Genomic DNA, 26,910 nt, shown 5'->3' with positions numbered 1-26,910 from the left:
TCAAAATATCGTGTTATCTCTAGAGGTTCCTAAGGCATATTGATATACTGAGAACATCAGTCAGCAAGGAGTTGAGGCGTTTATGGCCCTAGGATACTGGCAAGCGAAAATCTGGGGACTACTACACGATCCCGTCTTCAAGGCCCTACATAGCAACTCAGGACGCGGTGATAACAGTTTCTGGAGAGATTTAGAAGTAATGAAGTTGTGGGGAAAACATAACCCCGAAGAATCGACTAAAAAAATTCTCAAACAAATCAAACTAGCTGACTATATCACCTCAGCCAGCGATCGATCGGCGATCGGTAGTTTAACCCAATTCGTTAACTACGATCGAGAAACAGGTCTAGAATTGCGTCACCTCCTCTCCGGAGAACCCTTAGATCTCAAATTAGCCGACACAACCCATAAGAAAATCGCTTCTAACCGCACAGATTACTTAAAAGAACAGGAAAACCAACTATTTAACCAAATTCCCGCCAGATTACGCACAGGAATCTCAGAAAACGAAGCTAAAGAACTATTTTGGTGGTTATGGCGCTGTCTTCCCCAAGCGGCGACGAAATTACTCGATGACGAAAATCTGCTTTTAATGCCCGCCGAAACCAGAATACCGGACGGATCGATCTGGAGTCATGCCAGTTTAACGGCAGCCATCGCCGGGGCCCTAGCGGGATATGATCTCACCTCCGAGGATGTGGTCAATAAATGGCCGACAGGAAAACAATTATCCCACGCTTATCTCGTTAGTTTTACCTTTTCCCCTGTGCAAGAACTAATCAAAGCCAGCCGCAAAATGCGCGATTTTTGGGCAGGTTCTTGGATTCTGCACTATCTATCTGCTCAAGTCTGCTGGCAACTGGCCCAACAATACGGCCCCGATAGTTTGATCTATCCCTCTCTCTACGCACAACCCTTAATCGATCGATGGTTACTAGAGAAATATCCCGATTTTAAACCCTGGATCGACCCACCGAGCGATCGACAATTACTAACCGCCGGATTTCCCAACATTATTATCCTCGTCTTGCCCAAAGATAAGGTGGCAGCGGCCATGCAAACCGCTAAATCTAGTTTATTAAAAGAATGGAAAGAAATTAGTCGGCAAGTTTTCGAGGAATTGGGAGAACGTCACTGGATGCCCAAATTAAAAGAAAATAGTCATACCTGGGACAGTTGGTTAAATGCCCAATGGCAAACCTATTATGTGGGGATCCCCATCGGTAGAGAAGACCAACTCCTCACCAGTAGCGAAATTTACCAAGAAAACGAAAATATCGACGAAAATCAAGCCGAAGACCCAGAAAAAGCGCAAAGCTGGCGAGATAAACAAAACGAACTTTATAATCTCTACGATAAAAAAGCTCTATTCTTAGAAAAGGAGCAGGAATTTCTGCAAAAAGCTGGAAAACTACGCCTTGAGAAATGGAAAAAACATCCCTTTAGTTCTAATGTTGGTTCTTGGTGGAGTAGTGCTTTCGATCAAAACCGTTCCGCCCTTGCTGCCGTCAAAAACGCCCGCGATTGGCAGATTCCCACCGCTTTCGGCCCCCGTTCCACCATTTCTGGACTTGGCCCCGTCGTCCATCCCGATAGTAACAACGATTGGATTAGCGAAAAAGCAAGCAAAGAATATTGGCAACGAAATGCCGGATTATTCGATGGGATCGAACAACTCAACGCCACGGAAACCGTTAAACGCGGATTACACCTAATCCTGCCAAAACTCTTAAAAAATAGCGACCAAGAGCGTCTAGATGCCGCTTATCCCGATTTAACCGTGGGAGTCGCCGGTTATCTCAAAACAGGCGGTGATCTCGACTATTTTCATCGAGTTTGTCGCACCATCTCGCGTAGGTTAAGAGAAGACGGGAAAAAGATTCCCCCGGCACTTACCCAACCCTGGGGAATCCCCTACATTGACGATCACATCGAACCAGAATATAAACGTTATCACCCTCGATTTCTCAATGCGGGATGGTTAGTAGAAGAACTAGAGATTACCGATGAAGAAATGGCTAATTATCGCCATCAATTAAGCCAATTAATTGACCAAAACTATCCCCACAATAACCCGGCTGATTGGTATGTTATCGCCGCAGGAGACGGTGACGGAATGGGGGAATGGTTAAAAGGCCAAGAAATGAAACCCTATCGAGAATATATCCCTAAGTCACTTCATCAATACGCCGATCATCCCCCGACCGAAACCGATACCCTAGAAAAAGAAGTACAAAAAGCTTTTGGCGATTTTGTCACCCTCAAAAAACGCATGGGACCATCTACCCATAGCGCCCTCAGTCGCGCCCTTTTAGACTTCTCTAATCAACTCGTTCCCTACCTCACCGAACAACGCTATGCAGGACGCTTAATCTATGGTGGCGGTGATGATGTTCTCGCCTATACTAATCTCTGGGAATGGGATAAATGGTTATGGGATATCCAGCAATGTTTTAAGGGAGAAAAAGACCCCCATGGGGAATTTAAGAACGCCGGTGACTATTGGCAATGGGAAGGCGAAAAACCTCCCGAAAATCTCTCCAAACGTCCCCTATTTACCATGGGAAAGCGGGCGACTATCAGTTTCGGTATTGTCATCGCTCATCATTCCGTACCCCTTGCTATCGCCCTAGAAAATCTCTGGGAAGCCGAGAAAAAAGCCAAGGAACACGCCTATAAAGGCTTTGACGGCAAAAAAGTCAAAAAAGATGCTGTACAAGTGCGCGTTCTCTACGGTAACGGTAACGTCCTAAAATCTACGGCTAAGTTTGATGTTTTTTATCAATGGCAAAAACTCTTAGAATTGAATTTAGATGCCAGTATCTTTGAACAAGCTGCGACAATTTGGGAACAACATCCCGCACCAGTACAAGAAGCGATTTTCCCCTGGACAAAAGCCTTCTGTAGCCGTCGGGAGAACTTATCAGAAAAACAAACAGAGCAGATTCAAAAAGAACTTGCCAACTTTCTAGATAGCCTTTGGCAAACTACAGAAAACACACCAGAAGTTCTCAATAAAACTATCAACAATTGGCTTAAACTAGCGGCTTTTATGACTCGAAAAAGAGAGATTAAGATCGGAGGTTCCATTTAATGTATTGGTACACAATCACTCCCCTAGATGTTCTTCTCCTACGCGATGCCAAACCCTTTAGCCCCGGAGAAAGAGCCTGGGCCGGAAGTACATTTCCCCCCAACGGTCACACGATCGCCGGTGCTTTAAGTGCTTTACTAGATCGCTCTAAAAATAGTTATTTTAAAATCACCGGTTCATTCCTATCTTTTACTGGAGATACTTTATATCTACCCCGTCCTTTAGGATTCGCCAATTCTGACCCATTAATTCCTATTTCTTGGAGTGATAATTTAACGATTTCAGAAAAGCATATATTTTGGGATCGATCGAAACCTGCCCCCTTAGCTAAGGCTAAACCTAACAAAAATTGCCAAAATCGAGAAAATGAAGCGGAAGAAGAGAAAGAAGGTAAATATCGTCAGTATCTACCTTTTAAAGTTATTCTCGATTATTTAAAAACAGGAGCGATCGACCCTTGCCAATGGTTAGTAAAACACAAAGGAGAAGATAAACCCTGGCAAGAAGAAATTCGTTCCCATAATGCCATGAAACCGGGAAGTAAACAGGTAGAAGATGCCGATGGATACTTTGTGGAAAAAGCGATCCGAATGCTACCCGGTTGGAGTATAGCGATCGGAATTGATGTTAATATTCCCACTCCCACAACTTTGCGGTTAGGAGGAGAAGGACACCGAGTTATACTGGAAAAATGCGATAATTTAGGTCAACAATGGCAAGAATTAAAACAACAATCCGAGGAGAACTTTAAACAAATAAATAAAGCGATCGCCTATCTCGTTACCCCCGGTATTTTTGAACGCCGTCACGATAATAATCAAGCCATTTGTCGCTCTTGGCCCTGGGAATGGAAACTCGCCCATACTGTTAATAGTAATCAGAAACCGGGCAATCTAGTCAGTGTCGCAACCGATCGAGCTATCCCGATCAGTTGCCGCATTCAATCAAAAGAAAATACTAGCATTCCCGCCCCCCAAGTCTTCGCGGCCCCCGCCGGTAGTCAATACTATTTAAATCAACCTGATCGCCTATTTCAAGAGCAGCCCGATAGTCCCGAATATCACCAACGCTGGCGCAAATTAGGCTACTCGGAATTACTTTGGATCAACTATAAAGGAGAATAATTAATCATGAACTTAATCCACTTTTATCTACTTTCTCCCCTACACACCGGAGGAACCACTCAAGAGGGGAATCTAGTGGGTATTGCTCGTGAATCCCATACCACTTTACCCTATATTCCCTCCAGTACAATTCGCGGGAAAATCCGTTCTTTAGCTACCGAAGAAAACCTAAAATTTAAGTTATTCGGTAATGAAATCGATAAAGGTGCAGAAAACTTGGAACAGGGAGACATCTGGATAGGAGATGGTTCGATTCTCTGGTTGCCCGTCCCTTCCCTTAGTCACGGTGTCGTCTGGATCACTTCTCCTTTACTTCTTCGTCGTTGGACAAGATTAACTAATCCTAGTCTGACAATTCCCCCCGAATATAGCTGTAGTTTTAAAAAGGCCAACACCAACGTTTATCTCAAGGATGCCATTCTCAAGGTCGATGATCTAAAAGACTGGTCAAATTGGCAAAGTTTTATTCCCAAAAACTCTGTCAGTAGTGGCATTAATAAAGTCTTAGTATTGCCCGATCAGCATTGCACGACTCTAATTCAAATGAGTTTATGGAGACAAGTTAAAATTAAATTAGATGAGCATAAATCCGTCGATGGAGGATTTCGTTATGAAGAAGCTATTCCCCCCGACACCTTAATGTATTTTCCTTGGGGTATTACCTCTCAAGCTAATGGAACCAGACAACAATCCCAAGCTGATTTTAAACAGTTATTAGCAGATAATGACATTCTACAAATCGGCGGACAGGAAAGTTTAGGACGTGGTTTTGTGCAACAATGGTAGAGGTAATTTATGACAGCTAATCTTGCCTTAGCTAAATGGTCAGTGGTCGATTATCATCGCATGATTGCGGCGGGAATTTTAATCGATCGGCGTGTAGAATTACTGAATGGAGATATTCTCGAAATGAGTCCAGAAGGCCCTTTACATAAAGACAGTGGAGAAGGATTAGCCAACTTTCTCCGTCAACGTCTCAAGGATAAAGCATGGGTAAGAGAAGTTGGACCCATTACCTTAGAAAACTCAGAACCTGAACCCGATATCGCTGTAGTTTTTCCCCCTCGTTCTCGCTATCGAGATCATCATCCCTATGCTGATGAAATTTTTTGGTTAATCGAAATTTCTGACTCAACTCTCAGTAAAGACTTAACCGAAAAAAAACATATCTATGCCCAAGCTGGTATTGCAGAATATTGGGTAGTTGCCATCAAAAATCGAGAGATTTATGTTTTCCGTCAACCGATAAATTCTGATTATCAATATCAAGAAAAATTTACTACAGGAACTTTATCCGCTGCCGCATTTCCCGATATTGTTATCTCTCTTGATACCCTTTGGTCAGGTAATATTTTTTAACTTTTGGAGCCAAAATAACCATGACATTCGACCCTAGAACGATTAGCAATCCCGTATTCACTGCCTTGCAAGAATTGTCCTCAGCCACTGCTGATAAGAGTCGCCGCAAAGAACAAAAAAATCAAGCTCTTGAACTTTATACCTATCTTTCTACTTGGGGAATGATGCGCCTAAAAGCCGAAGAAACTGCCCTCAATCAAGAAGGAAAAAAACAGGTAGTTAAAAAGTATTTTCAATGCCTAGAAAAGTTATCTAAAAGAGATAATCTTTCTAATTCTCAAGGATTAACTACTCTCAAGGATTTATCTACCGATGATTATCTAGGATTAACGGGTTTAGGCTTGGAAATCGCCCAAGAATTTAGCTTCTGGGCCAATGCCATCTATTCCGATGTGGAAAGTGGCGACTAGCTCAGATAAATTATCACCACAGTTTTTATAATTCATTGAACTAGAAAGGAAATTATAATTATTATGTCCCATAGCCCCTTACAACGTCCTAATCCCCCTCAAAAACCCACCCTAAAAAATCAAGCTATAAAACCCACAAATAACAACCAACCCTCCAGACAGCCTCCTAGGGGTGGCGGCGGCAATAATAACGGCGGTGGCGGCAATAACAATCCTCCTCCACCCTCACCGTGGTTAGACCCCGAAAACGAACCTCAACCCGACCAATCAGCCAGTTTTGTCGAATATCTCCGTTGGATGCGTGCTGCCGACTATCCACACAAAGATGCGACTAAAACCCAAATTCTGCAAACAGCCCAAGAAAATGCTAACTATACTCAGCGTCTTGAGCAACTCAATCAACGTACCCAACTGTTAGCGAAAGACGGAATCGCTTTTCAAGTCAAATCCACTTGGCGTATTCGTGTCGGTGGTCATCGCGGACCGGAAAGTATTCTTTTACCTGCCTTTGATGCCCTCGGAATGCCCTATATTCCATCTAGTACATTGCGCGGTGTTGCCAGAAACCAAGCCATCCGAGAAATCATGGCGGAAAATAATCTGGAATGGAAAGACGCGGAAAAAGAAATCGCCCCCTATTTTGGTGATATAAACGCCAAAGAGGAAAAAAATAAAACGGGTAAAGTTGTCTTTTTTGATGCCTATCCTTTACCTTCTAAGAACGGGGGGTTAGAAATGGACATGGCTAATAATATTTGGTCATGGAAAGATGATTCTCTAGAATATTCTCCTAACCCTAATCCTTTTTTCTCTCTCAAAGAACCAACTTTTTTAATTGGTTTACGTTTACGTCTAGCTAGTAACTGTCAAGATGAAAAGATACTTGAAAAGGTAAAACAATGGCTGAAAAAAGGTTTACAGCTTGGCATAGGTTCACAAGTCAATACAGGTTATGGACAATTGATCTTATCTGGAAAAAACCCAAGATTAGAATCGGAATTTTATCGATTGGATTTTGAGCTAGAAGGTCAATTAATTCATGGTTATCAACGATTCACCCAATGGCAATGGAATGAGCGACGCAATGAATGGCAAATGCGGAGCGCACCCGTTGCAGAAGTTCGTCCGACAGCCTTTAAATCGATGATGCGATACTGGTTTCGTGTTTTTGCATCCGGAGTTTTACCTATTAACAAAGTTCAAGAGATTGAAGCTAAATTAATTGGAGGTATTAATCCTAAAAAATACGGTGTTCAAGAGATTGAATCTGAATTATTTGGCGGTATTAATCCTAAAAAATACGGTTATCTACAAGTGAATATTCTTGAGGGTAAAGTTACCCAAAAAGAACCCCGACCCAATGTTCAGGGTAAAAATGACCCCTGTGGTGAACAACGGGGAACTTTAGTCTTATCTTTGTCTTCCGAAACTCCAAAAGATAAACAAGAAGCTGTCAAAAAATTAGCTAAATATTTGACTTGGTTTTTAGCTAATATGGGTGGTATTGGTCAAGGTGCGAGAAGACCTAATTATTCTCGCAAAAGTCGTGAAAGCGCCCCATGGTTTCGTGGTTCTACATTTTATATTGACAGTGAAGAAGATTTTTGGGCAATGCCCAATAATGTGCAGGGGTTTAAACAACAATTTCAGCAAAGATTGCGAGATTTTTATAAATCTTTAAATCAAGTTACTGGCACTAATATAAACTCTAATAATTTAAGGATAGCTGGTCAAGTTTCTCAAAGTAATTGGATTGATGCGGCCGATAGTAATTGTCAAATTTTTGTCTGTGCAGGAAATGAACAAAGAGGTAAACCCCATGCTTTAGCAATTCTTCACAGTGATACTTTGAAAATTACCGGTAAAAATGGTCAAAGAGAATATGATGGTAATCTCTGTGGTAAAGTCAGTGGTGGAGCTAAACCATCTCCCGTGTGGATTGCTGATTTAGGAGATTACCAGATAGTTACTGTATTCGGTGCTAATCTGAATCCCCGTCAAGAGTTTATCAAACAATTAAGAAGTAATACAAGTCCTCAAAATTTTGCTCAAATATTCCCTTTATAATTTCATGAAATCAATTTTAGTTGCAACGATCGGAACCAGAGATTTAATGTTTCAAGTCACCACTGGTGACTGGTATAATATTGGCGATGATCGCATGAAAGGTGATATTCTCGGAGAACAGATAGAAGTAGTGTCTGATTTAGCTCTGACCGAAAAATCATCTTTTCGAGAAATATCCCAATACCTTTGGGAAAACATTGAATATTATGGCGATCAAGTAAAACCAGTCATTTTGGGTAAACTTTTGGAAGATAAAATCAATGATCTCGAAAAAGTTTATTTAGTAGTAACTGATCAAAATGAAACAGTAAAAGAAAGAGAAAAAGATACTCTTTACTCAGGAGAATTAATTAAGTATTGGCTAAATAAATTAAATTCTGATTTGGTAGTAAATATTCTCTATATAGGTAGAAATGATGAAAACCCTTCTAACTTCGAGAAAATGTTCCGTTGGTGGCAACAAGTATGGAAAGAAAATATAGAACCTCAACCCGATCAACCCATTTTATTGTGCTTAAAAGGTGGGGTGGGGCAAGCTTCAGAAGCGTCGAGAATTTCGGGATTGAGTTTTTATGGAAACGATATTAAATTCTATGAATTTATTCCCACTCCTCATGACAATCAAAAGGGCATTTCTTCAGATTACACAGGGCCTTTTTTAGGGACTAACTATCTTTGGGATCGCACTCGACAACAAGCCCTACAATTATTAGAACGCTATGATTATGCTGGTCTTCAGAACTTAGTTAAACCTTACTATGAACAAAATAAACAAAAATGGAAAGAAACTTATGCTCTAATTAAATCTGGAGTAAGCTGGAATCAAGGACAATTTGAAGATTTTTTTCAGTCCGCTTCTTTTAGTTTCAATAATCAACAAAAAGAGCAGCATCAACAATATTGGTGGATGGCCTATGAACAAGCTTATACCGCAGTAGTTAGACTAAAACAAAAAAATACAACCGAGGCTATGCTTCATAGTTTCCGAGCGGTAGAAGGCTTAATTTATGAGTGTTTAAAACATGAATTTAAAGACTATATGGTTAATTCTGAATATACTTATTCATCTTTAAAATCTTCGGTCTTAACTAAGTATCCTGATTTGAGCATATTGTTTGTTAATGGGACAAATAAAACTGACATATTATTAGACAGTCGCAATCAACAACGAGTAATTGAGTTGTCTATTAATGTCGATCTAAAGGATTGGGGTTCTGCAGAATTGCGTAATCATAGAAATCGATTATCTCACAAATTAGGAGGTATTAGTGAGAAGGAATTATATCAAGCTTGGGGAAAAGATACTTACAATCAAAAAGACTGGGAAAAGCGAATTTTAAATTGTCTCAATCTAATCACAGAAAATAAATTTAATTATTTATGGCAAGGAAGTTTATTTGCTTCTATTCATGAGAGAGTCAGAACAGCTATCAAAAATTATAATGTTGTTTAAAGTACAAAATGCAATTAGCTCCTACAATATACACCCGGGATGCTGCCGATAAATGGCTCTCTTGTTCTTGGTGTGATCTCGCGTAGCGAGCGCGTTGCGACCAGTTTAACTTATATAAGACCGATCGATCTTTGTGTCCTTTGTGTCTTTGTGGTTCGTTCCAGTCGCTCGCTGGCAAGACTGTATCTTAGAACACATTTTACCCACCAAACCCTAAGAGAACCGATAAATTAGCCAGTCAAAAGACTATTTAGGGTGTGCTGAATAAATCTAAAAACCTTGTTGGATAAGAATTTTAGACTTTTTTCCCATCAAAAAGTGCCAGACCTTGGGGTGATCGGGGGGGAAATTTAGGCACTTTTTCCCTGAAAATTAGGTAATTGACCCCCTGAAAATCGGTAAAACCCTACACCCCACACCCCACACCCTACCCCCAGGAAAAACTTTTTCAGCAGACCCTATTTAAAAATCAAACTCGTCTAACCCCGATTCTGGGGGAGAAAAGCGACTGCGAGGAGATTTTTTCGACTTTCTCAAAAAAGCGGGAATAACTGCGGCCATAAAAAATCCCATTCCCAAAGAAAAAGCCAATAAAATGCCGATGGGTACTTTAATTGACTCAAATTGTAGAAACTTTAAAGAAACTGGTTGGATATTTTGGATAGCAAAAACTGCCATGGTCATAATCCAACCACCGACAATAGCACTAGCTAAAAAATTAGTGATTGTATTCATGTTTGTCCTCGCTAGGTTTGTTTGTAGGAGATTTTTTAACCTTTTGTAGGCTAAGTAGGTAGGCTTGAAAAATTATCAGATGCCCCCCTTATTAAGGGGGGACTAAGGGGGGATCGAACCTAAAATCCATTTTTAATTTAATTATAACCAGCTACTTAATTTGGGAGTTATATCCCTATTAATTTAACTTTCCTGGGGCGGAAATTACCGTTAATTGACTAAAACGTTACAATTGTCGATCGATCTCAAATAAATCTCGATCGCGATAATATAATTGTGGTCTGATCGCCCTCAGCTAGAGCTAGTAAATATAAATAGCACCCTGTTGATTGAGGTTAAAGGTGGTATAACCGGGGGTACTCCCCGGAACTTTGGTGACAGTAATCGTGACTAAATTATCTTTATTGACTTCTACGGCATAGATTAAACTAGAAGAATCGGGATCCGAGGCGGCATTAGCCCGATTAATCAGAATATATGCTGGAATTACGAAACCTTTTAGGGTTGTCTCCGTACCAGGAGATAATAATTGGGGAGAGGAATCAATATTGGCCGATAGGTCATAATTGAGGTCAATATCGGTTTGATTGATAATTTTAATCTCCACAGGACGACTCATATTCACCCTAGCGACAGGCTGCCAAGGACCCGGTTGAAAGGTGGTAGCGGGGGGATTTTGAGCGGGTAAAGAGGGGGGAAAAACTAATCCCAGACTGAAGACGAGGGAAAGAGTTAAAAAGCGATCGCATTTCATAGATAAATCCTGGTCTAGGGTTGTCATCCTATTTTAGGGAGGTATCCCCAGTGTTTTATACTTAAAGTAGAAGCTTTTGAAATTGTCTATAGCATTGATTGATCAGCTATCAGGGAAAATCCTAAGCTTCCCTGATTTTGCTCTATAAACAAGGCTAAATACACCGATTTTTCTCTAGAAGTTTCCCTAGTAACCCCTATCAACGGTTTAACTTAGGTTGAGATTGATTATATGCCTACCATCGACATATCGGGAGTATCCCACAGTTACGAGTTATTTTCGCCCCAAGCGGATAAACCGGTTTTAGTCTTTATACACGGTTGGCTGCTGAGTCGTCACTACTGGCAGCCTTTGGTAGATATTCTCTCCCCAGACTATCCCTGTCTAGTTTATGATCTCCGGGGCTTTGGCGACTCCCAAAAAATCACCTCTAACAGTCCTCCTAGCAGTTATAACCTTGAATCCTACTCCCAAGACGTTATTACCCTTCTTAACCGCTTAAATCTCGATGCTGCTTGGTTAGTCGGTCATTCCCTCGGTGGTAGTGTTGCTTTGTGGGCCGCGGATAGCTGTCCTGAACGCATTAAAGGGGTAATCTGTATGAATGCCGGCGGCGGCATCTATCTAAAGGAGGAATTTGAGCGATTTCGGGAAGCCGGAAGACAGATTTTAGAGAGAAGACCGCCTTGGTTGCCCCGTGTTCCCTTGATTGATGTTTTATTCTCGCGGATGATGGTCAAGCAAACCCTAAGTAAAAAATGGGGCAAACAGCGAGTGATTGATTTTGTCCGGGCCGATTACCAAGCGGCCCTGGGGTCACTTTTGGAAACCACCACTATCAGCGAAGTTCATCTTTTACCCCAGATTGTCTCCCGTCTCCCGCAGCCGGTCTATTTTCTGGCGGGGAAAGAGGATACGATTATGGAAGTTAAGTACGTTAACCATCTGGCCAGTTTTCATCCCTTGTTTGAAACTGGCGGCAACGTGATTGAGTTATCCGATTGTGGTCACTTTGCCATGCTCGAACAAACAGCAGCGGTGGCCGAAAAGATGATGGCTATTTTAAATCAGCATCGGGGTTAGGGGGTTTAAGTGTTGAGGTTTTAGTGGAAATTTCCCTATCTCCCCATTTCCCGATTCCATCCACAGATACTGTTATGAAGTGAAAATTTATGTAACAATGACTCTATAAGGGCGATTTTTTACCGATCGCCGAGGCCGTCTATTAATCGAATCGATGTCTTTGAAGAACGTAGTCCCAAACTGGAAACCTGACTTTCCTTTCCCATTCTTGCCACTACTAGCGGAATTTTTCTCCTTTTTGTGTTACCCACGGGAATTCTTGAGCTATTGCTGAGATTGGCATTTTGTCACTTCCCGTTAGTTAAATCCAACAAAAGAAGCTGTTTAGGAGCAATTTATGTTACACCGCAAGATTTATCAATTCTGTATGGATGGTCAGGAAGTCTGCATTTTCTTGCGCGATCAGCAAAGATGGATCGATAATGCTCGTATTATCGATCTAGAAAGCGATCTCGTCACCATTCGCTACGAAACAGAAGAAGAAGACGAGATTAGTTCTTGGGAAGAAATGGTGCGTTTAGAAAGTATCGGTGCGGTGAGCAGAAAACTGGCCTCCGTGTCGCGGACGAATCCTGATATTAATGTCTCGGAAGATTGTCCAGAAGCAGAACAACTTTATCCCCATTCTCCCGATAGCTTAGATTAATTTTGTCGATTTAACTGACAGTGGCTAGAAGTCCCGAGGTTTGAACAGTGGCCAAGGGACTTTGAGGGAATGGAAGGGAAGAGAGCCGCTAAGAATCGCCACTTGTTCTAAAATTATCGTCAAAGCCGCCAGATTTTCTCTATAAGCTGCAGGAGCAAAATGAATTCTAATCCCTACTTCCCTGTCCAGGATATCTATCAAAAATTTGTGGCAGTAGTAATAGTTTTAATTAGTTGTTGGTTAGTGACTTTTCCCGCCTTCGCTGCATCCGCCCCTCTAGAAGTTAAAATTAGTCTAGGCTCCGGGCAAGGAGAATTAAAATTCTTTCCTAGTCAATTAGACTTTATTGCCGGACAAAAATACAAATTAATCCTCGATAATCCCAGTCCTACTAAACATTATTTTACCGCTAAAGACTTCGCTGATGCTAGTTGGACTCAGAAAGTTGAAGCGGGAAAAGTGGAGATTAAAGGGGCAATTCACGAACTAGAATTAAAACCTAATGCACAGGCGGAATGGGTGATAGTTCCTCTCAAAACTGGTAAGTATAAATTAATCTGTACTATTCCGGGTCATGCCGAAGCGGGAATGGTGGGAGAAATTGCCATTAATAACCCATGAATTTAAGAAAAATTGTCTCCTTTGCTTTCCTATTATTTATTCCCCTATCGGTGGTCGCTAGTCGTCTTAATTGGGGAGATCAAGCTATTTTTATTACTGCCGCTTTATCGATCATTCCCCTGTCAATTTGGTTAAGTACGTCTGTGGAAAGAGTTGCCGTAGTAACCGGGCCAACTTTGGGAGGATTAGTTAATGCTATCTTTGGCAATACTACCACTTTAGTTATTGCCTTAATTGCCCTAAAAAAAGGCTTGGTGGACATCGTACAAGCCAGTATTACTGGCAGTATTCTCAGCGATTTATTATTATTTATGGGCATGGGAATGCTCACGGGAGGAATTCGCTACAAAGAGCAGGAATTTAAACCGATTTTAGCGCGGGTAAATGGTTCTTCCATGACTTTAGCAGTAATAGCGATCGCTTTACCAACTTTGGTAATATATACTTCTAACGTGGTGGAAGTTGCCGATATTCTCAGTCTTTCCCTAGTCACCGCCACGGTTTTATTAATAGTTTACGGGTTAACTTTATTATTTTCCCTGAAAACCCATAGCTATCTCTACGAAGTGGGATTAAGTAACGAAAATACCCCCGACAATCAGGTTAGTGAGGAAGAAAAAGCTCAAGTCTGGATTTGGTTACTTGTGCTGCTTACTTCCACCGTAGCTGTAGCCTATGAGTCGGATTTATTTGTTGATGTAGTGGAATCGGTGATGGAAGGATTTAATCTCACTCCTCTCTTTATCGGGGTGATTTTTATTCCTTTAATTAGCGATGTTTCTGGAATAGTTACCGTCACTCAATTAGCCCTAAAAAATCAGATGGATTTAACGGTTTCTGTGGCTATGGGTGATAGTTTATTGGTGGCTTTATTCGTGGCACCTTTATTAGTTTTTATCGGTCAATTTTGGCAGCAGCCGATGGATTTAAATTTTAATCCCTTTAACGTGGTGGCTTTAATTGTAGCGGTGGTTGTCACTAATTTAATCAGCTTTACCGGTCGTTCCAATTGGTTAGATGGAACCCTATTACTAGCCACCTATTTAATCTTGGCCGTGGCTTTTTATTACCATCCCACCTAGCCAAAAAAGAGATTTGGGTATTTTCTGAGATTTCTGTCTTAGAATGGATCGGTATCACCTTACTGCCGCAGGATTGCTGATGATGAAAAGAGGATTTTGGTTTGTCGTCGGGTTAGTAGTAACGATAATTCTCCTTCCTTCCCTAGTTCTTTCTAATTCCATCGGTGAACAGGGAATTTATGCTGATCGCCTGCGGGCGGAACCCTATAATTTATTAGGGCGAAAAATTGCCATCGGTCAAGTGGAAATCGGCCGACCGGCTCAGTTCGGTTATGATAAAGTGGCAGCTTGGCAGCCTCCCTATAAATTAGCTGGTGTTTTTTTTCGCGATCAAATTGCCAAACCCAACACCTATCTAGATAATCACGCCGCTATGGTGGCAACGGTGATGGTCAGTGATGATAAAAAAATCCCCGGAGTGGCCCCAAAAGCGAGATTATATTCGGGGGCGGTGGGTTCTTTGCGACGCGGCGGACAACCGGAAGAATGTCTTACCAGTCAAAATATTGCCCGACAAAATAGCGGTGATGTGCGAGCAATTAACTTTAGTTTTGGGGAATCTTTGCAAAGAGATCAGCGACAGGAACCAAAATTAGATGGTCAAGCTTTATTAACTCAATGTGTTGATTGGTCATCGCGAGTTGAGGATGTTCTTTATGTAATTGCTGGTAATCAAGGTAAGGGAGGAATTCCCATTCCCACCGATCATTTTAACGGCATTACTACCGCTTATACAGCGAAAAGAGAGGGAAAATTTACTAAAGTTGATTTTGCTAATATTAGTGCTTTGCCAGTGGGTATTGGTCGCAGTTTAATTAAACGGGAAATTAATGATGGTTCGCGGCGGTCAATTAATTTAGTTGCCCCCGGCAATAAAATAGAGCTTTATGATCTCAAAGGTAAATTAAATACTGTTAGTGGCACCAGTTTCGCCGCTCCTCATATTACGGCATCGGTGGCACTTTTACAAGAATACGGCGATCAACAAATTAATCAAAAAAATCCCCATTGGAGTCTCGATTCTCGTCATCATCAAGTGATGAAAGCAGTAATGCTTAATGCTGCCGATAAAATTAAAGATAAGGGCGATGGGTTACGATTAGGTATGAGACGGACGGTCTTAACTAAAGACCAAAAAACTTGGTTAGAGTCCGATGCTTATAAAGACCCGAAAATTCCTTTAGATATGCAGATGGGGACGGGACATCTTAACACTTTTCGCGCCTACCAACAGTTTAGTAATGGTCAATGGTCGGCCGCAGAATCTATTCCTGCTATTGGTTGGGATTACACTACAGTTACCGCTAATGGTTATCAAGATTATGCCCTAGAGAATCCCTTAAAAGCTAATAGTTTTGTTTCGATAACTTTAGCTTGGGATCGTTTGGTAGAACTAATCGATACTAATCGTAATAATCTCTATGATATCGATGAAAGTTTCCAGGATCGCGGCCTGAATAATTTAGATGTTTATCTTTTACCTGCTCAGGAGGATAATAATGCTAAATACACCTGTGCTTCCCTGAGTGATAGTGATAGTTTAGAGCATATTTTTTGTCCTGTCCCCATCTCTGGAAACTATAAAATTCGGGTTCAATATCGTCAACAAGTTAACGAGAAAGAACAAGCTTTTGCTCTCGCTTGGTGGACGGTTCCCGAATAATAAAAATGATAGTAAATTCTGTTTAAAAAGTATAGGAGAGTGAGAAGATGGGAGCGAGTTTGTCAAGTTCGATTGGCAGTTAATAGTACTATCTCTAAGATACACCTCGTTTTCTTTTCGCGATAACATCGTCAGAGATTCCCCAATAGTTTGATGCCTGAGACATATTATATAGCAATAAGTCTTCGGGCATTTTTTCCAAAATAAGCTGGTCGAAATTGGCTGGATTAATATTCATTGCTCCCATCACAGAAGAGCCAAGTTCTTTCGATAATAGCGGAATAACTGCATTACCAATCTCGCGAAAACCATGCCATATTGTGCGGTGAAACTGAAACCAATCGGGGAATGTATGTAATCTGGCGGCTTCTCGTACAGTAATACAACGAGGAATAGAATAGTGAATGGGTCTAGGAGCAGTATAGGCCCCTTTGTCACTATTAGTTCCGGCCCGGAGAGTGTTACATAAACCAGTAGGAGAAAGCTTGAAAAAGCGACTTTTTGGTTCCACTGTACCCGGTTCGGTTACGATAAATCTATCAATTGATCTTTGGGTATGAACTGAGCCTATATGTCCATAGATTTTTGTATCTACTATTCTTTGATGGCAAAGTTTAAAAATATCCCCTGGCTGCACTGAATATTTTTTCCTCTTACCACTATAATCTAATTTTGATGCAGGTATGCCTAAATCAGTATCGATAAAGGCAGGTATTAATTCTAAATCTGAAATCGCATCATAGACGCTGGTAAAAGCTGATTTTTTGGCTGAGTTTAAATCGACGGTCTTTGTCAAAGGATATTTAGCCATCGGCACGTCTTTTCGACTACCAATTAAGATTAATCTTCTGCGCTTTTGTGGTGCGCCATATTCACTGGCATCAAGGATTTTAATTGGCTGATTAATTGTATAGCCAATAGCTTCAAATTCAGAAATTAACTCCTCTAAAAATTGTTTGTGTTTACCCGTAGCCATGCCGGGGACATTTTCAAAGATAAAATACTTGGGTTTAATTTCTGCTACAATCCGCAGATATTCAAATACAAGAGAATTTCTAGGATCATCTATTTGTCGTTTACCAATCAGTGAAAAACCTTGGCAGGGGGGACCGCCGGCAATTAAACTAACATCGGTGGCATAGCCTTTTAGTTTTAATAATTCCCATATTTCTCTACTTGTTACTTTGGCTATATCCCGGCAGATAGTTTGACAATAGGGAAAGTTAAAATGATGAACCAAGGAATGGACTGCATCAAACTCCACCGCTACAGCAATATCAAATCCCGCCGCTTCTAGACCAACGGACATCCCACCGCAGCCGGCAAATAAATCGATCGCAATTGGTCTATGTTTCACTTTGATGATTAGCTCTCTATTGTCTGCCTTTTATTATACTGTATTTCTGATATAATTAACAATTTAAGTTTTATTAAGAGTGGAATTACTTGAGCAAGTTAGTAATCAATTGATCGACTTTCTCTAATTCTTGAATAATTTGTTTAACTCTCTCTAATTCGTCGGCAGGGTTAGGCGTTTTTTTCGTTTTTATTGCCGAAGAATGAGCAATTTCACCGCGTTCTTCTCCAAAAGTATCCATATTGGCTAACCAAACTTTATCTAAGTCATCACTATCGATGCCGATTGGTAAGAGTAATTTTAATAGGTTAGTTTCCTTAATCCCATGATTTTGATCGATAACTGATTTAAAACATCTAATCACTATGTCAATTTTTTTAGTTATTTTCAGTTTGTCTAGGGAGACATTTTTGTTACCTTTAAGAGGAGTAATGGTATCGGGAGGATTTTCCATTTCTTGACCAGAAAAAGCGATTACACATAACAAAACTCCACTAGCTTTACCTTGATTATCCCAGATATTTTTTGCTGTCAGTACGGTATCCCAAACTCGATCTTCAAGATAAGATTCAATCTCAGCATGAGCAAAAACTCGATAGGCAAAAGTTAAAGCTAATTGTCTTTCAGAATATTCATTTATCTCGCTAAATTTACGAGGTAGGAATTGTTTTCTGAGTCGATTTAATTCTTTGGTTAGTTGTCTAAATCTTAGAGATTTCGGCATAGTAAAAAAACAACTATCTTAACCCCTTAAAAATAATACGATTGTCTTCCATCTGAGGAATATTGAAGTTAATATCTAATACTTTTGATAAAGCTTGACCCCATAAATTAAAACGATTGTAAGTTGCTCTAATACTTTTAGTAGTTTTTTCTACTGAGTTCCTAAATTCATTGTCAGGGTTAGATAATAATTCTTTAAAAGCATTTTCTATCTGTTCTTTGTTTTTCTCGGCAGCTGCTCTAATTAGATCATCGCAAAAGTAAAAAACCATCACATCTAAAATTGCTCGATTGAACTGACTTCGATACTTTCCTTCTTTATATAACCAGAGACGAGAAAAGTTTTTCTCTCCAAAAATATTAATTGTTGTTTGGACAGCTTTTTCAAATTGATCAACAACATTGATAATTTCATCTGAGCGTTTTTCCCATTCTTGATTGAAATTTTGACAGGTTTTATCTAGAAGTATCTTAACATCACCGCGATAATCGGATAAATAATAATGAAAAGCTACATAACGCAATAATATATCAGTGTCGCGCATCCGGAAATCGGGATAGGAAGATTTAAATATTTTCTTTAATGCTTGACTTTCGATCGCTCGATCATCTAAAAAATTAATAAAACCTCCTGGGTGTAATGCTTGTCTTAATTCTTGAGAAGACAAAGGGGTATTTTCCACATTGAGACGCAGAAAAATTTTATGGAGGAAACTCTCCGTTTTCCAATTACGGATAACAATCGTGCGGATAGTTTGATTATCCAGTTGGTCTAAGAAATCATTTAAATTGAAGTCATTTTTTAGATCTTGATATTGGCAGCCATTGAGATTATCTAGAAATTCTAAATCTTTTAAAGTAAAACTATTATTAGGTGTGGCACTGTCACCATAAAACTGTAAAATTGTTAGTAGGCGTTGTTTGCCATCAAGAACGATAAATTTACCTTTTTCCTTATTATTAGCAGCTAAGACAATCAGTGGGACTGGAAACCCTAGAATTAGGGATTCAATAAATCGACTTTTACGAGTAATATTCCAAGCATCTCGTCTTTGAAAGCGCGGATTGAGTTGAATATTTTCTCGAATTAATTGATCGCGGATCGTTGCGGTAGTCCAATCACTTCCAGCAACAACAGTCTCGGAGATTTCTTTGAGTTGTAGCTTTTTTTGGTTTGCTGATTCTCCTGCAATATCTTCTTCTTCTTCGGCAAAATCCACCGCTTCTATTTCTTCCCACATCTCTAACTGTGCCATGGTAGTAATTAATCTCCTCAATTGTCTATTCTGCAAAAATCCCGCCCCAATATTTGGACGGGACTAATAATCAATCAATAATTCAATACTACTCCCATTCTATAGTTCCGGGAGGCTTAGAAGTAATATCATAAACCACGCGGTTAACTCCCTTAACTTCATTGACAATACGATTAGAAATTGTCTCCAATAAATCATAGGGAACCCGGGACCAATCGGCAGTCATTCCGTCTTCACTGCTGACTAAACGTAGGACAATAGGATAAGCGTAGGTACGTTGATCTCCCATCACTCCCACACTGCGGACAGGCAATAAAACTGCGAAAGCTTGCCAGAAATCGTGATACATTCCCTGCTTATTAATCTCGTCGCGCACCACCCAATCTGCATCGCGCAAAATATTTAATTTATCTGCGGTGACTTCCCCTAAAATGCGAATCGCTAAACCAGGGCCGGGGAAAGGTTGACGACGAACAATTTCTTCTGGAAGACCGATTGATCGACCTAATTTTCTCACCTCATCCTTAAATAATTTTCGCAGGGGTTCGACTAATTTAAACCGGAGATTTTTCGGCAGTCCACCAACGTTATGATGACTTTTAATTTTAACCGCTACTCTTTCCCCGGTTTTGGGATCCACATTACTATCGGCCGATTCAATCACATCGGGATATAAAGTTCCTTGGGCCAGATAATCAAAGGGTCCCAAACGATTCGATTCTTCTTCAAACACCTGAATAAATTCATGGCCGATACGACGGCGCTTTTCTTCGGGATCGGTGACACCGGCCACTTGCGCTAAAAATCGCTTTCTAGCGTTGACATACTGGACTCCGATATGGAATTGCTCGTTAAATATCTGCATTAATCGTTCTGGTTCACCCTTACGCATGAATCCCTGATCGATAAACATACAGGTTAGTTGATCACCGATCGCTCGATGTAACAGGAATGCTAAGGTAGAGGAGTCCACACCGCCGGATAAAGCCAATAAAACTCGCTTATCGCCCACTTTTGCCCTAATTTCTCGGATCGATTCCTCGACAAAAGCTTCCGTGGTCCAAGTGGGTTCGCATTTGCAGATATGATAGACGAAATTGCGAATTAAGGCGATTCCTCCCACAGAATGGACAACTTCCGGGTGAAACTGCACTCCAAAGAGTTTTTTCTCGTGATCGGCAATGGCCGCACAATCGGTATTATCGGTATGAGCGAGAATTTCAAAACCCGCAGGCAATTCCACGCAGGAATCCCCGTGACTCATCCAAGCGGTGGAACCGTCCTCGACATTGGTTAATAAATCGGTAGGATCGTTGATAAATAGGGATGCTTTGCCGTATTCGGCCCGTTTTGCCCGTTCTACCCTGCCCCCTAACTGCTGTACCATCAATTGCATCCCGTAGCAAACTCCGAGGATGGGTACACCTAAATTCCAAATTTCGGGATCACAGTGGGGCGCTCCAGGATCATAGACGGAATTGGGACCGCCCGAAAGAATTATTCCTTTCGGGTTGATTTGGGCCAATTGTTCGGCGCTGGTACGATAGGAGAGAACTTCGGAGTAAACGTTCGTTTCCCGGATTCTGCGGGCGATTAATTCAGAATACTGGGAGCCAAAGTCAAGAATGATGATTATTTGACGATTAAGGCTATTAGTGAAGGACTCTGAGGGCAAAGTCTCTTGGGGGGTGGGAAGGGGGGTTTGAGTTGTCACTACGATCAAGAAAAGAAACTGGCAGGAAAAGGTTAAAGATTTGTAAACTAAATCGGCTATTGTTCTGAAAATAAGCTATAATGGTGTGGCCTTATTAGTTTCATTTTTTAAGACTAAATATTCCCACGATCATAGCACGGTCACTGGGGGGTAACTTGTAGATTTTGCAAAAATTTAATGCCATTTTCGCTTTTGCTGATCAAAGAACGAGAGCGATCGAATAAAATACAACCGACCCCAAGATGACCGTTACTGTGGTTATAAACGTATTCTTGGCAACGGCGATCAATAGTATTAGCCATTTCTCCATAGATGCGTTCCACCCAATTATCTCCCGTTTGCCGGTCTAATTGACGCAGATATTCCAGACCGTTTTCGCTGGTGCTACTGTCAAAAATTTGCTGGAGATGGGGGGTAGCTAAACCCATTTTAGCGGCGTAGGCGGTAAGAATTTCCCGACGACCATCGGCGAGATGATGGTGAGTCTGAAAGATTCCCCCGGCAAGTTTAATTAATTTACCGTGATAACCAAACAAAAGAATTTCAGAGATTCCCTGTAATTGTGCCTCTAATAACATCGGCCCGATCCAATTGGCTGTTTTTACCAAAATATCAGGATTAATACCTATTTGAGGGGCTAAATCTAAGCCATTTTCCCCGATACAAAACACCAAGCGATCGAAACGACGGGATAAAATTTTTAATTGCTCGCGAAAGATTTCTAACTGTCCGGGGGCGCTGAGGGGCTGGGAAATGCCAGTGGTACCCAACAAAGATAATCCCTCTACCACCCCAAAAGCGGCGTTAGAAGTCCTTGTGGCCAGTTTTTTGCCTTCCGGCAGGATAATCGTCACTTTGATGCTTTCTTGGGGCAGTAACAGGGGTCTGAGGTTTTCTTGCAGCAGACGCTGGGCATAACTATAGATAGCTGATTTTCCGCCATTATCAACCTGTAGGCCAATTCCTTGACCGCCTTGAATCTCTATCTCTTGATTACCTGTTTTTCTTTCTACTAACGCCCATATAGGGGTATTTCTAGTTAAATCTAAATTGTCCCCCGGATCGCTGCGGGTGATGGCTAGGGCAGCATCGGGGTTAAGTCGGGCAACTTGTTCGATGGCAATTGTAACGGCTTCTGGCGGTTCTAAAAGATTAAAAGTAACGGAATTTAGCTCATTTTCGCCGTGGAGATGCTGGAGAGATGCGATCGCACTGGCACAGGCAAAAACTGGTAAAGTGTAACCCGGACGGGGTGGGGAGATAGACATGAATAGGGTCGATAGCCAATCAAATTAGCCGTGATCTGATTATAGAACTAGGGGGCAACCGCTGCTATTTTTGATGATTGTTTGACATCCTCACCACCGGGGGTGAGCGCATCTCAAACGCTATTGACAATTGGCCAATTTTGTGATCCTTGTGAGAATTTCAAGGGATACTAGCAATCAGAATAGTTACAAACTCGACCTATTTGGTCGATTGTTGCTTAACAATTGAGATGGCAAATTCTCCTCAAATATGCCTTAATTGTCGGTAGGCAACCCACATAAAATGGCTAATTCAAGTCTGAATTGGCGATTCTATATACCCCAGAGTCCCAGAAGAGCGATAAGCAGAATCATCTCGATCCCGTTACAAATCACTGATTACTGTTGACTAACTCCTGCTTAATTACTCTAGAATTTTGATGAGCAAGGGGTAAAGTAAACCAAAACTGTGAACCAACCCGCGGGGTACTTTTTACTCCAATTCTCCCAGAGTGAGCCTCGATAATTTGCCGACATTGGTAGGAACCTAAACCAATCCCCGTTAGGTGTTGATTATGAAGATTTCTTACATATAAATGGAAAAGATGTTGACATTGTTCCTCATCCATGCCAATGCCATTATCGCTTAAAGTGCAGTAGAGCATATCTTGGTCAATACGAGCATCTAAAGCTAATTGAATTGGTGAAGGATTATGTTTCAAGGCATTATTTAATAATTGTTCAAAAACACTTCTTAGCTGATAAGGATCGGCATCAATAGCGGGTAAGTTATCGGGGAGAAGATTAATAAAAGTAGCTTGGTATAAATCAAAATCTTTTTGCCAATCTTTCAGCCAAATTTCCACCTGTTCTTTTAAAAATAGAGGTTGACGATGCAAGATTAAAGGCCGTTCTTCAGCAAAATGATTTTCTGATAAAGCATTAATTAAAGTTAATTGTCGATCGCAACTACGCACCACCTGATCGAGCATTGCTCGCGAGATAGTTACTTTTTCTGTTTGCCGACACTGGAAATTTTTTAATAACATCACTAATCCCATAATCGAAGTGCGTAGATCGTGGGATACTGCCTGTAAAAAAACCGTTTTCATTTCGTATAAACGCTGAATTTCCCGGACTTTTTCTCGCAGTTCTAGGGTTCTAGCTGCCACTTCCTGTTCTAAATTATTATTCAAGCTTTGCACCCTCTGATATAGTTGCGCTTGGCCGATAGCGATACAAACTTGGGTGGCTAACTGTTCTAATAATTTGACCTCGCTTTTTTGCCAATGACGGGGATGGGAATATTGATGGACAACTAAAGCACCTAAATGTTGATTATTAACCGTTAGAGGTAAAACTAAAGAGGATTTAACTTGCAGGTATTCGTAATAACCCTTGAGAGTGGGCAGCGTTTGCACCTTAGCGGTATTATCAGCAATAATTAACTTATCTAAAGAAAATAATTGTCCCAATTCTTCCAGTAATTCTGGTTCGGGAAACCAACCCATCAGCGAGGGAATCTCGGGACGACGGGACTCAGCGATTACCTTAGACCAACCCCGCTCTTGACAGTGACCGATATAGACTTGATCGGCATCGAGAAAATTTCTGATTTCCCCAACAATGGTATTTAAAACTTGATCTATATCTAAAGATTGATGGACTTTTAAAGCAACTTGTGTGACTAAATGTTCCCGTTCTAAAGTTTCATTTAAAGCTCGATCGATCTGTTGTCTTTCGGTAATCGCCGCCGATAAAAACAGAGAAGTTGACATGACAATGACCAAAAAGATTTGTAAGATCAGGACACCTCTGGTATAATCGGGAGCCTGTAGGATAAAAGGGCTGATTCCCCCAGCTAATCCCATCAAAGCTAAAATAGATACTAAAAAATTGGCTATTACCGCTCCCCAAGTCTGAAAACGCATAGCAGCCCAAACCACAAAAGGAAAAGGCAGATATTCGAGGTACTGCACCATACTCCAATCGGGGTTAAGAAAATCCTGTTGACCACCAAAAACCACGAAAGTCACCACCGTTAGCAAACTCATACAAAGTAATGCCTCGCCAAGGCGTTGGGGTTGCCGGGGTTCCCGCAGGGAGTGACGATTGAAGCAAAAACGCAACAGCAGCGGCGTGGTCATTAAGATCCCTGTACTATCTCCGAGCCAGATCATGCCCCAAGACTGTCCAAATTGCCGCCAATCCCAAGTATTTAGCCAACTACGGGCAAAAGTATCGATAGTGGCATTAACTGCCGAGGCCAATAAGGCCGCTAAAAATACCAGTAAGAGAATATCGCGAATACGCTGTAAAGTGGCGGAAAATCTCAGATAATGTAGGAATTGCGCCCCTAACAGAGCCGATACACTGCTACCGAGCGCCGAAAATAGAGCTATGGGCCAACTGCCCCCTAAAAAGAAGGTTAGAAGCAAATCTCCGATAAAAACGCCTAAAACTAGCCTTTTTCCCCCTAAAAAAACAGCAGTTAAGCCAATACCAGCACTCATCCAAATTGGGGCAGGTCGCGACCCTAAATTTAAGCAGAGATAGCCTAGCCAACCAACACCCAGATAAGCTAGGGCAACAAGCACAATTTTAGACCGATCTGATGAAATCCGCAGCATTTTCAGTTATCAGTTATCAGTTATCAGTTATCAGTTATCAGTTATCAGTTATCAGGTTTAAGTTTTAAGTTATTAGGTTTAAGTTTTCAGTTATTAGGTTTAAGTTTTCAATTTTCAATAAATTTAGTATCTTTCACCGGTCACTGGTCACTGGTCACTGGTTACTGGTCACTGGTCACTGAATCACTGAATCACTGAATCACTGTTAATCTCTCTCCAGATTGCCTAAACTAGGAGTAGTTCTGCTTCATGCAGATGGGTGAAAACCGTACATTTTCCCGTTAGGAATCAAAGATCATGCGGATTTTAATTGTTGAAGACGATCCTTTAATGCAGTTAGGTTTAGAACAAGCGCTCGGTGAACAGCCAGATTTTGAGATCGTCGGTCAAGCTAGTGATGGTCTAGCAGGGGTACAATTAGCCCTATCCCTACGGCCAGATTTAGTGGTCATGGACATCGGTTTACCCCGTCTCGATGGCATTGCGGCAACTAAACAGATTAAGGAAGGTTTAGCTAATGTTCATGTGGTCATGCTCACTTCCCACACTCTCCAACAGGAAGTGATCGCAGCTCTGGCCAGTGGCGCTGATGCCTATTGTATCAAGGGAGCGAGTCTCGATCGCCTTTTGGCCGCCATTGAAGCAGCTAAGGACGGGGCCACCTATTTAGACCCTCAAATTGCCCGTTTAGTCATGGATAATCTCAAACCGCCGGCAGTGCAACCTAATCCCAATCTAGCACTTTTATCGGAGCGAGAAATGGAGGTTTTAAAGTTAATTGTTGAGGGCAAAAGTAACGCTGAAATCGCCGAACAACTTTATTTAAGCACCAATACGATTAAAACCCATGTGCGGGGAATTATGAATAAATTGGCCGTGGACGACCGAGTACAAGCGGCCGTAATTGCCCTGCGATCTGGTATTGTTTAAGGGAAAAATGACGATTTACCCACAGGAATATTCTACCTCAATTGCTACTGCTACAATTGCTCAAAAAATCCCTTCAATGATTTATAATAAGTTGTTGACCTATCTCTGTTGGACTAACCATGACTATCGCTGAAAGCTTACCCCTAGTGGAGTCCCATGTAAACCCTGAGATAATCTTCCCAGAAGGCGAATTTTGGAGTGATGAACCACCCTTGGAAAGTAACCTACATCTACAACAAATTATTTTATTAATTCAGTGTTTAGAATGGTGGTGGCGCGAGCGAGAAGATTATTTTGCCGCCGGCAATTTAACCATTTATTACAGTCCCAACCAGAAAAAGTCAGAATTCTTCCGTGGTCCAGATTTTTTCGTCGTTTTGGGGACAAATCCCAACCCCAACCGCAGAAGTTGGGTAATTTGGCGAGAAGAGGGCAAATATCCCAATTTAATTATCGAAATTCTCTCCGATAGTACCGCCAAAGTTGACCGAGAGGAGAAAAAACAAATTTATCAGGATATATTTCGCACTCCCGATTATTTTTGGTTTGACCCAGAAAGCTTAGAATTTCAGGGATTTACCCTAATTAGCGGTCAATATCAACCGATTACCCCCAATGCTCAGGGACGGCTCTGGAGTCAACAATTAAGCTTATATTTGGGTTTATCTGCCAATAAATTGCGCTATTTTACCCCCGAAGGGGAATTAGTACCCACTCCCGCAGAAGCGGCACAACAGGCGGAAAATCGGGCTGTGGAGGCAGAAAACCGGGTTTTAGAGGCAGAAAACCAAGTCGAGCAAGAAAAGCAAAAAGCGGCGAAATTAGCGGCTAAACTGCGGGAATTGGGCATAGATGCCGAGGAAAATCTCTAATCTTCTTTTTTGATTAGATGACACTGTTTTCCGTCAGCGGTGAGGGGATTTGGTGTCATCTAGAGGCCCCATACTAAATCCGGTTATTAA

At 41.2% G+C, this 26,910-nt stretch carries 22 protein-coding genes; 14 read left to right on the top strand and 8 right to left on the bottom strand.

Annotated elements, in window-relative coordinates; all coding sequences use genetic code 11:
* Positions 1–82: 82 nt before the first annotated feature.
* From cas10 to IM507_RS12145, 7 genes are all read left to right on the top strand, one after another.
* On the top strand, positions 83–3,094 hold the full coding sequence (gene cas10, locus IM507_RS12175; protein WP_287637092.1) for a type III-B CRISPR-associated protein Cas10/Cmr2: 3,012 nt from the start codon (positions 83–85) through the stop codon (positions 3,092–3,094).
* A complete protein-coding gene (locus IM507_RS12170) occupies positions 3,094–4,218 on the top strand; it encodes a type III-B CRISPR module-associated Cmr3 family protein (RefSeq protein ID WP_287637091.1) in 1,125 nt (374 codons plus the stop codon). The genes cas10 and IM507_RS12170 overlap by 1 nt, the downstream gene beginning before the upstream one ends.
* 6 nt (positions 4,219–4,224) lie before the next feature.
* Positions 4,225–5,004: a type III-B CRISPR module RAMP protein Cmr4 gene (gene cmr4, locus IM507_RS12165; protein ID WP_002737749.1), complete on the top strand. Its 780-nt coding sequence runs from the start codon at positions 4,225–4,227 to the stop codon at positions 5,002–5,004.
* 9 nt (positions 5,005–5,013) lie between these two features.
* Complete coding sequence (locus tag IM507_RS12160) at positions 5,014–5,577, top strand: Uma2 family endonuclease (RefSeq protein WP_002736502.1); 564 nt, start codon at positions 5,014–5,016, stop codon at positions 5,575–5,577.
* Positions 5,578–5,597: 20 nt separating this feature from the next.
* Positions 5,598–5,987 (top strand): hypothetical protein, encoded by a 390-nt coding sequence (locus IM507_RS12155; RefSeq protein WP_002735800.1) that lies wholly within the window; start codon positions 5,598–5,600, stop codon positions 5,985–5,987.
* A gap of 63 nt (positions 5,988–6,050) precedes the next feature.
* Positions 6,051–8,054 carry a type III-B CRISPR module RAMP protein Cmr6 gene (gene cmr6, locus IM507_RS12150; protein WP_287637090.1) on the top strand — a complete coding sequence of 668 codons (2,004 nt, stop codon included), beginning with the start codon at positions 6,051–6,053 and terminating at the stop codon, positions 8,052–8,054.
* 4 nt (positions 8,055–8,058) lie between these two features.
* Positions 8,059–9,507 (top strand): hypothetical protein, encoded by a 1,449-nt coding sequence (locus tag IM507_RS12145; RefSeq protein WP_069474354.1) that lies wholly within the window; start codon positions 8,059–8,061, stop codon positions 9,505–9,507.
* 462 nt (positions 9,508–9,969) lie between these two features.
* Here the strand turns inward: IM507_RS12145 and IM507_RS12140 are convergent, their stop codons facing one another.
* Together IM507_RS12140 and IM507_RS12135 are read right to left on the bottom strand one after the other, a co-directional pair.
* On the bottom strand, positions 9,970–10,242 hold the full coding sequence (locus tag IM507_RS12140; RefSeq protein ID WP_002736670.1) for a lipopolysaccharide assembly protein LapA domain-containing protein: 273 nt from the start codon (positions 10,240–10,242) through the stop codon (positions 9,970–9,972).
* Positions 10,243–10,543: 301 nt separating this feature from the next.
* Entirely contained in the window at positions 10,544–10,996 is a 453-nt protein-coding gene (locus IM507_RS12135; RefSeq protein ID WP_002737059.1) for a hypothetical protein, read from the bottom strand.
* A 231-nt stretch (positions 10,997–11,227) separates the two neighbouring features.
* Between IM507_RS12135 and IM507_RS12130 the strand changes: the two genes are divergently transcribed.
* From IM507_RS12130 to IM507_RS12110, 5 genes are all read left to right on the top strand, one after another.
* Positions 11,228–12,079 (top strand): alpha/beta fold hydrolase, encoded by an 852-nt coding sequence (locus IM507_RS12130; protein WP_002736085.1) that lies wholly within the window; start codon positions 11,228–11,230, stop codon positions 12,077–12,079.
* A 337-nt stretch (positions 12,080–12,416) separates the two neighbouring features.
* Positions 12,417–12,725, top strand: coding sequence for a DUF6679 family protein (locus tag IM507_RS12125; RefSeq protein WP_002735547.1), 309 nt, complete (start codon positions 12,417–12,419; stop codon positions 12,723–12,725).
* A 159-nt stretch (positions 12,726–12,884) separates the two neighbouring features.
* On the top strand, positions 12,885–13,346 hold the full coding sequence (locus tag IM507_RS12120) for a cupredoxin domain-containing protein (RefSeq protein WP_002735338.1): 462 nt from the start codon (positions 12,885–12,887) through the stop codon (positions 13,344–13,346).
* The gene (gene cax / locus IM507_RS12115; RefSeq protein ID WP_002735957.1) at positions 13,343–14,428 is read left to right on the top strand and encodes a calcium/proton exchanger; all 1,086 of its coding nucleotides are present in this window, start codon (positions 13,343–13,345) and stop codon (positions 14,426–14,428) included. Before IM507_RS12120 ends, cax begins: the two co-directional genes overlap by 4 nt.
* Positions 14,429–14,471: 43 nt before the next feature.
* Positions 14,472–16,091 carry a S8 family serine peptidase gene (locus tag IM507_RS12110; RefSeq protein WP_069474353.1) on the top strand — a complete coding sequence of 540 codons (1,620 nt, stop codon included), beginning with the start codon at positions 14,472–14,474 and terminating at the stop codon, positions 16,089–16,091.
* A 94-nt stretch (positions 16,092–16,185) separates the two neighbouring features.
* Here the strand turns inward: IM507_RS12110 and IM507_RS12105 are convergent, their stop codons facing one another.
* The 6 genes from IM507_RS12105 to IM507_RS12080 form a co-directional block, all read right to left on the bottom strand.
* The gene (locus tag IM507_RS12105) at positions 16,186–17,448 is read right to left on the bottom strand and encodes a DNA cytosine methyltransferase (protein ID WP_123230766.1); all 1,263 of its coding nucleotides are present in this window, start codon (positions 17,446–17,448) and stop codon (positions 16,186–16,188) included.
* Positions 17,449–17,533: 85 nt separating this feature from the next.
* Complete coding sequence (locus IM507_RS12100; RefSeq protein ID WP_287637088.1) at positions 17,534–18,172, bottom strand: HEPN domain-containing protein; 639 nt, start codon at positions 18,170–18,172, stop codon at positions 17,534–17,536.
* Between the two features lie 13 nt (positions 18,173–18,185).
* Positions 18,186–19,427: a DUF262 domain-containing protein gene (locus IM507_RS12095; protein ID WP_287637087.1), complete on the bottom strand. Its 1,242-nt coding sequence runs from the start codon at positions 19,425–19,427 to the stop codon at positions 18,186–18,188.
* Between the two features lie 88 nt (positions 19,428–19,515).
* A complete protein-coding gene (guaA, locus tag IM507_RS12090; RefSeq protein ID WP_002737357.1) occupies positions 19,516–21,141 on the bottom strand; it encodes a glutamine-hydrolyzing GMP synthase in 1,626 nt (541 codons plus the stop codon).
* A gap of 140 nt (positions 21,142–21,281) precedes the next feature.
* Positions 21,282–22,409, bottom strand: coding sequence for a cobalt-precorrin-5B (C(1))-methyltransferase CbiD (gene cbiD, locus IM507_RS12085; RefSeq protein WP_123230769.1), 1,128 nt, complete (start codon positions 22,407–22,409; stop codon positions 21,282–21,284).
* Between the two features lie 371 nt (positions 22,410–22,780).
* Positions 22,781–25,018: a sensor histidine kinase gene (locus IM507_RS12080; RefSeq protein WP_130756269.1), complete on the bottom strand. Its 2,238-nt coding sequence runs from the start codon at positions 25,016–25,018 to the stop codon at positions 22,781–22,783.
* Between the two features lie 297 nt (positions 25,019–25,315).
* Between IM507_RS12080 and IM507_RS12075 the strand changes: the two genes are divergently transcribed.
* Complete coding sequence (locus tag IM507_RS12075; protein WP_002737320.1) at positions 25,316–25,948, top strand: response regulator; 633 nt, start codon at positions 25,316–25,318, stop codon at positions 25,946–25,948.
* Positions 25,949–26,067: 119 nt separating this feature from the next.
* On the top strand, positions 26,068–26,820 hold the full coding sequence (locus IM507_RS12070; protein ID WP_287637086.1) for a Uma2 family endonuclease: 753 nt from the start codon (positions 26,068–26,070) through the stop codon (positions 26,818–26,820).
* Positions 26,821–26,910: the final 90 nt, after the last annotated feature.

Origin of the sequence: Microcystis sp. M20BS1, from assembly GCF_020245305.1 — a bacterium.
In the GTDB taxonomy this organism is placed as follows: Bacteria; Cyanobacteriota; Cyanobacteriia; order Cyanobacteriales; family Microcystaceae; genus Microcystis; species Microcystis ichthyoblabe_A.
This window is presented reverse-complemented; position numbering and strand designations above follow the sequence as displayed.

Coding starts and splice junctions, on each gene's coding strand:
- cas10 (WP_287637092.1), top strand. CDS start 83: ATGGCCCTAGGATACTGGCAAGCGAAAATCTGGGGACTACTACACGAT.
- IM507_RS12170 (WP_287637091.1), top strand. CDS start 3,094: ATGTATTGGTACACAATCACTCCCCTAGATGTTCTTCTCCTACGCGAT.
- cmr4 (WP_002737749.1), top strand. CDS start 4,225: ATGAACTTAATCCACTTTTATCTACTTTCTCCCCTACACACCGGAGGA.
- IM507_RS12160 (WP_002736502.1), top strand. CDS start 5,014: ATGACAGCTAATCTTGCCTTAGCTAAATGGTCAGTGGTCGATTATCAT.
- IM507_RS12155 (WP_002735800.1), top strand. CDS start 5,598: ATGACATTCGACCCTAGAACGATTAGCAATCCCGTATTCACTGCCTTG.
- cmr6 (WP_287637090.1), top strand. CDS start 6,051: ATGTCCCATAGCCCCTTACAACGTCCTAATCCCCCTCAAAAACCCACC.
- IM507_RS12145 (WP_069474354.1), top strand. CDS start 8,059: ATGAAATCAATTTTAGTTGCAACGATCGGAACCAGAGATTTAATGTTT.
- IM507_RS12140 (WP_002736670.1), bottom strand. CDS start 10,242: ATGAATACAATCACTAATTTTTTAGCTAGTGCTATTGTCGGTGGTTGG.
- IM507_RS12135 (WP_002737059.1), bottom strand. CDS start 10,996: ATGAAATGCGATCGCTTTTTAACTCTTTCCCTCGTCTTCAGTCTGGGA.
- IM507_RS12130 (WP_002736085.1), top strand. CDS start 11,228: ATGCCTACCATCGACATATCGGGAGTATCCCACAGTTACGAGTTATTT.
- IM507_RS12125 (WP_002735547.1), top strand. CDS start 12,417: ATGTTACACCGCAAGATTTATCAATTCTGTATGGATGGTCAGGAAGTC.
- IM507_RS12120 (WP_002735338.1), top strand. CDS start 12,885: ATGAATTCTAATCCCTACTTCCCTGTCCAGGATATCTATCAAAAATTT.
- cax (WP_002735957.1), top strand. CDS start 13,343: ATGAATTTAAGAAAAATTGTCTCCTTTGCTTTCCTATTATTTATTCCC.
- IM507_RS12110 (WP_069474353.1), top strand. CDS start 14,472: ATGGATCGGTATCACCTTACTGCCGCAGGATTGCTGATGATGAAAAGA.
- IM507_RS12100 (WP_287637088.1), bottom strand. CDS start 18,172: ATGCCGAAATCTCTAAGATTTAGACAACTAACCAAAGAATTAAATCGA.
- IM507_RS12095 (WP_287637087.1), bottom strand. CDS start 19,427: ATGGCACAGTTAGAGATGTGGGAAGAAATAGAAGCGGTGGATTTTGCC.
- cbiD (WP_123230769.1), bottom strand. CDS start 22,409: ATGTCTATCTCCCCACCCCGTCCGGGTTACACTTTACCAGTTTTTGCC.
- IM507_RS12080 (WP_130756269.1), bottom strand. CDS start 25,018: ATGCTGCGGATTTCATCAGATCGGTCTAAAATTGTGCTTGTTGCCCTA.
- IM507_RS12075 (WP_002737320.1), top strand. CDS start 25,316: ATGCGGATTTTAATTGTTGAAGACGATCCTTTAATGCAGTTAGGTTTA.
- IM507_RS12070 (WP_287637086.1), top strand. CDS start 26,068: ATGACTATCGCTGAAAGCTTACCCCTAGTGGAGTCCCATGTAAACCCT.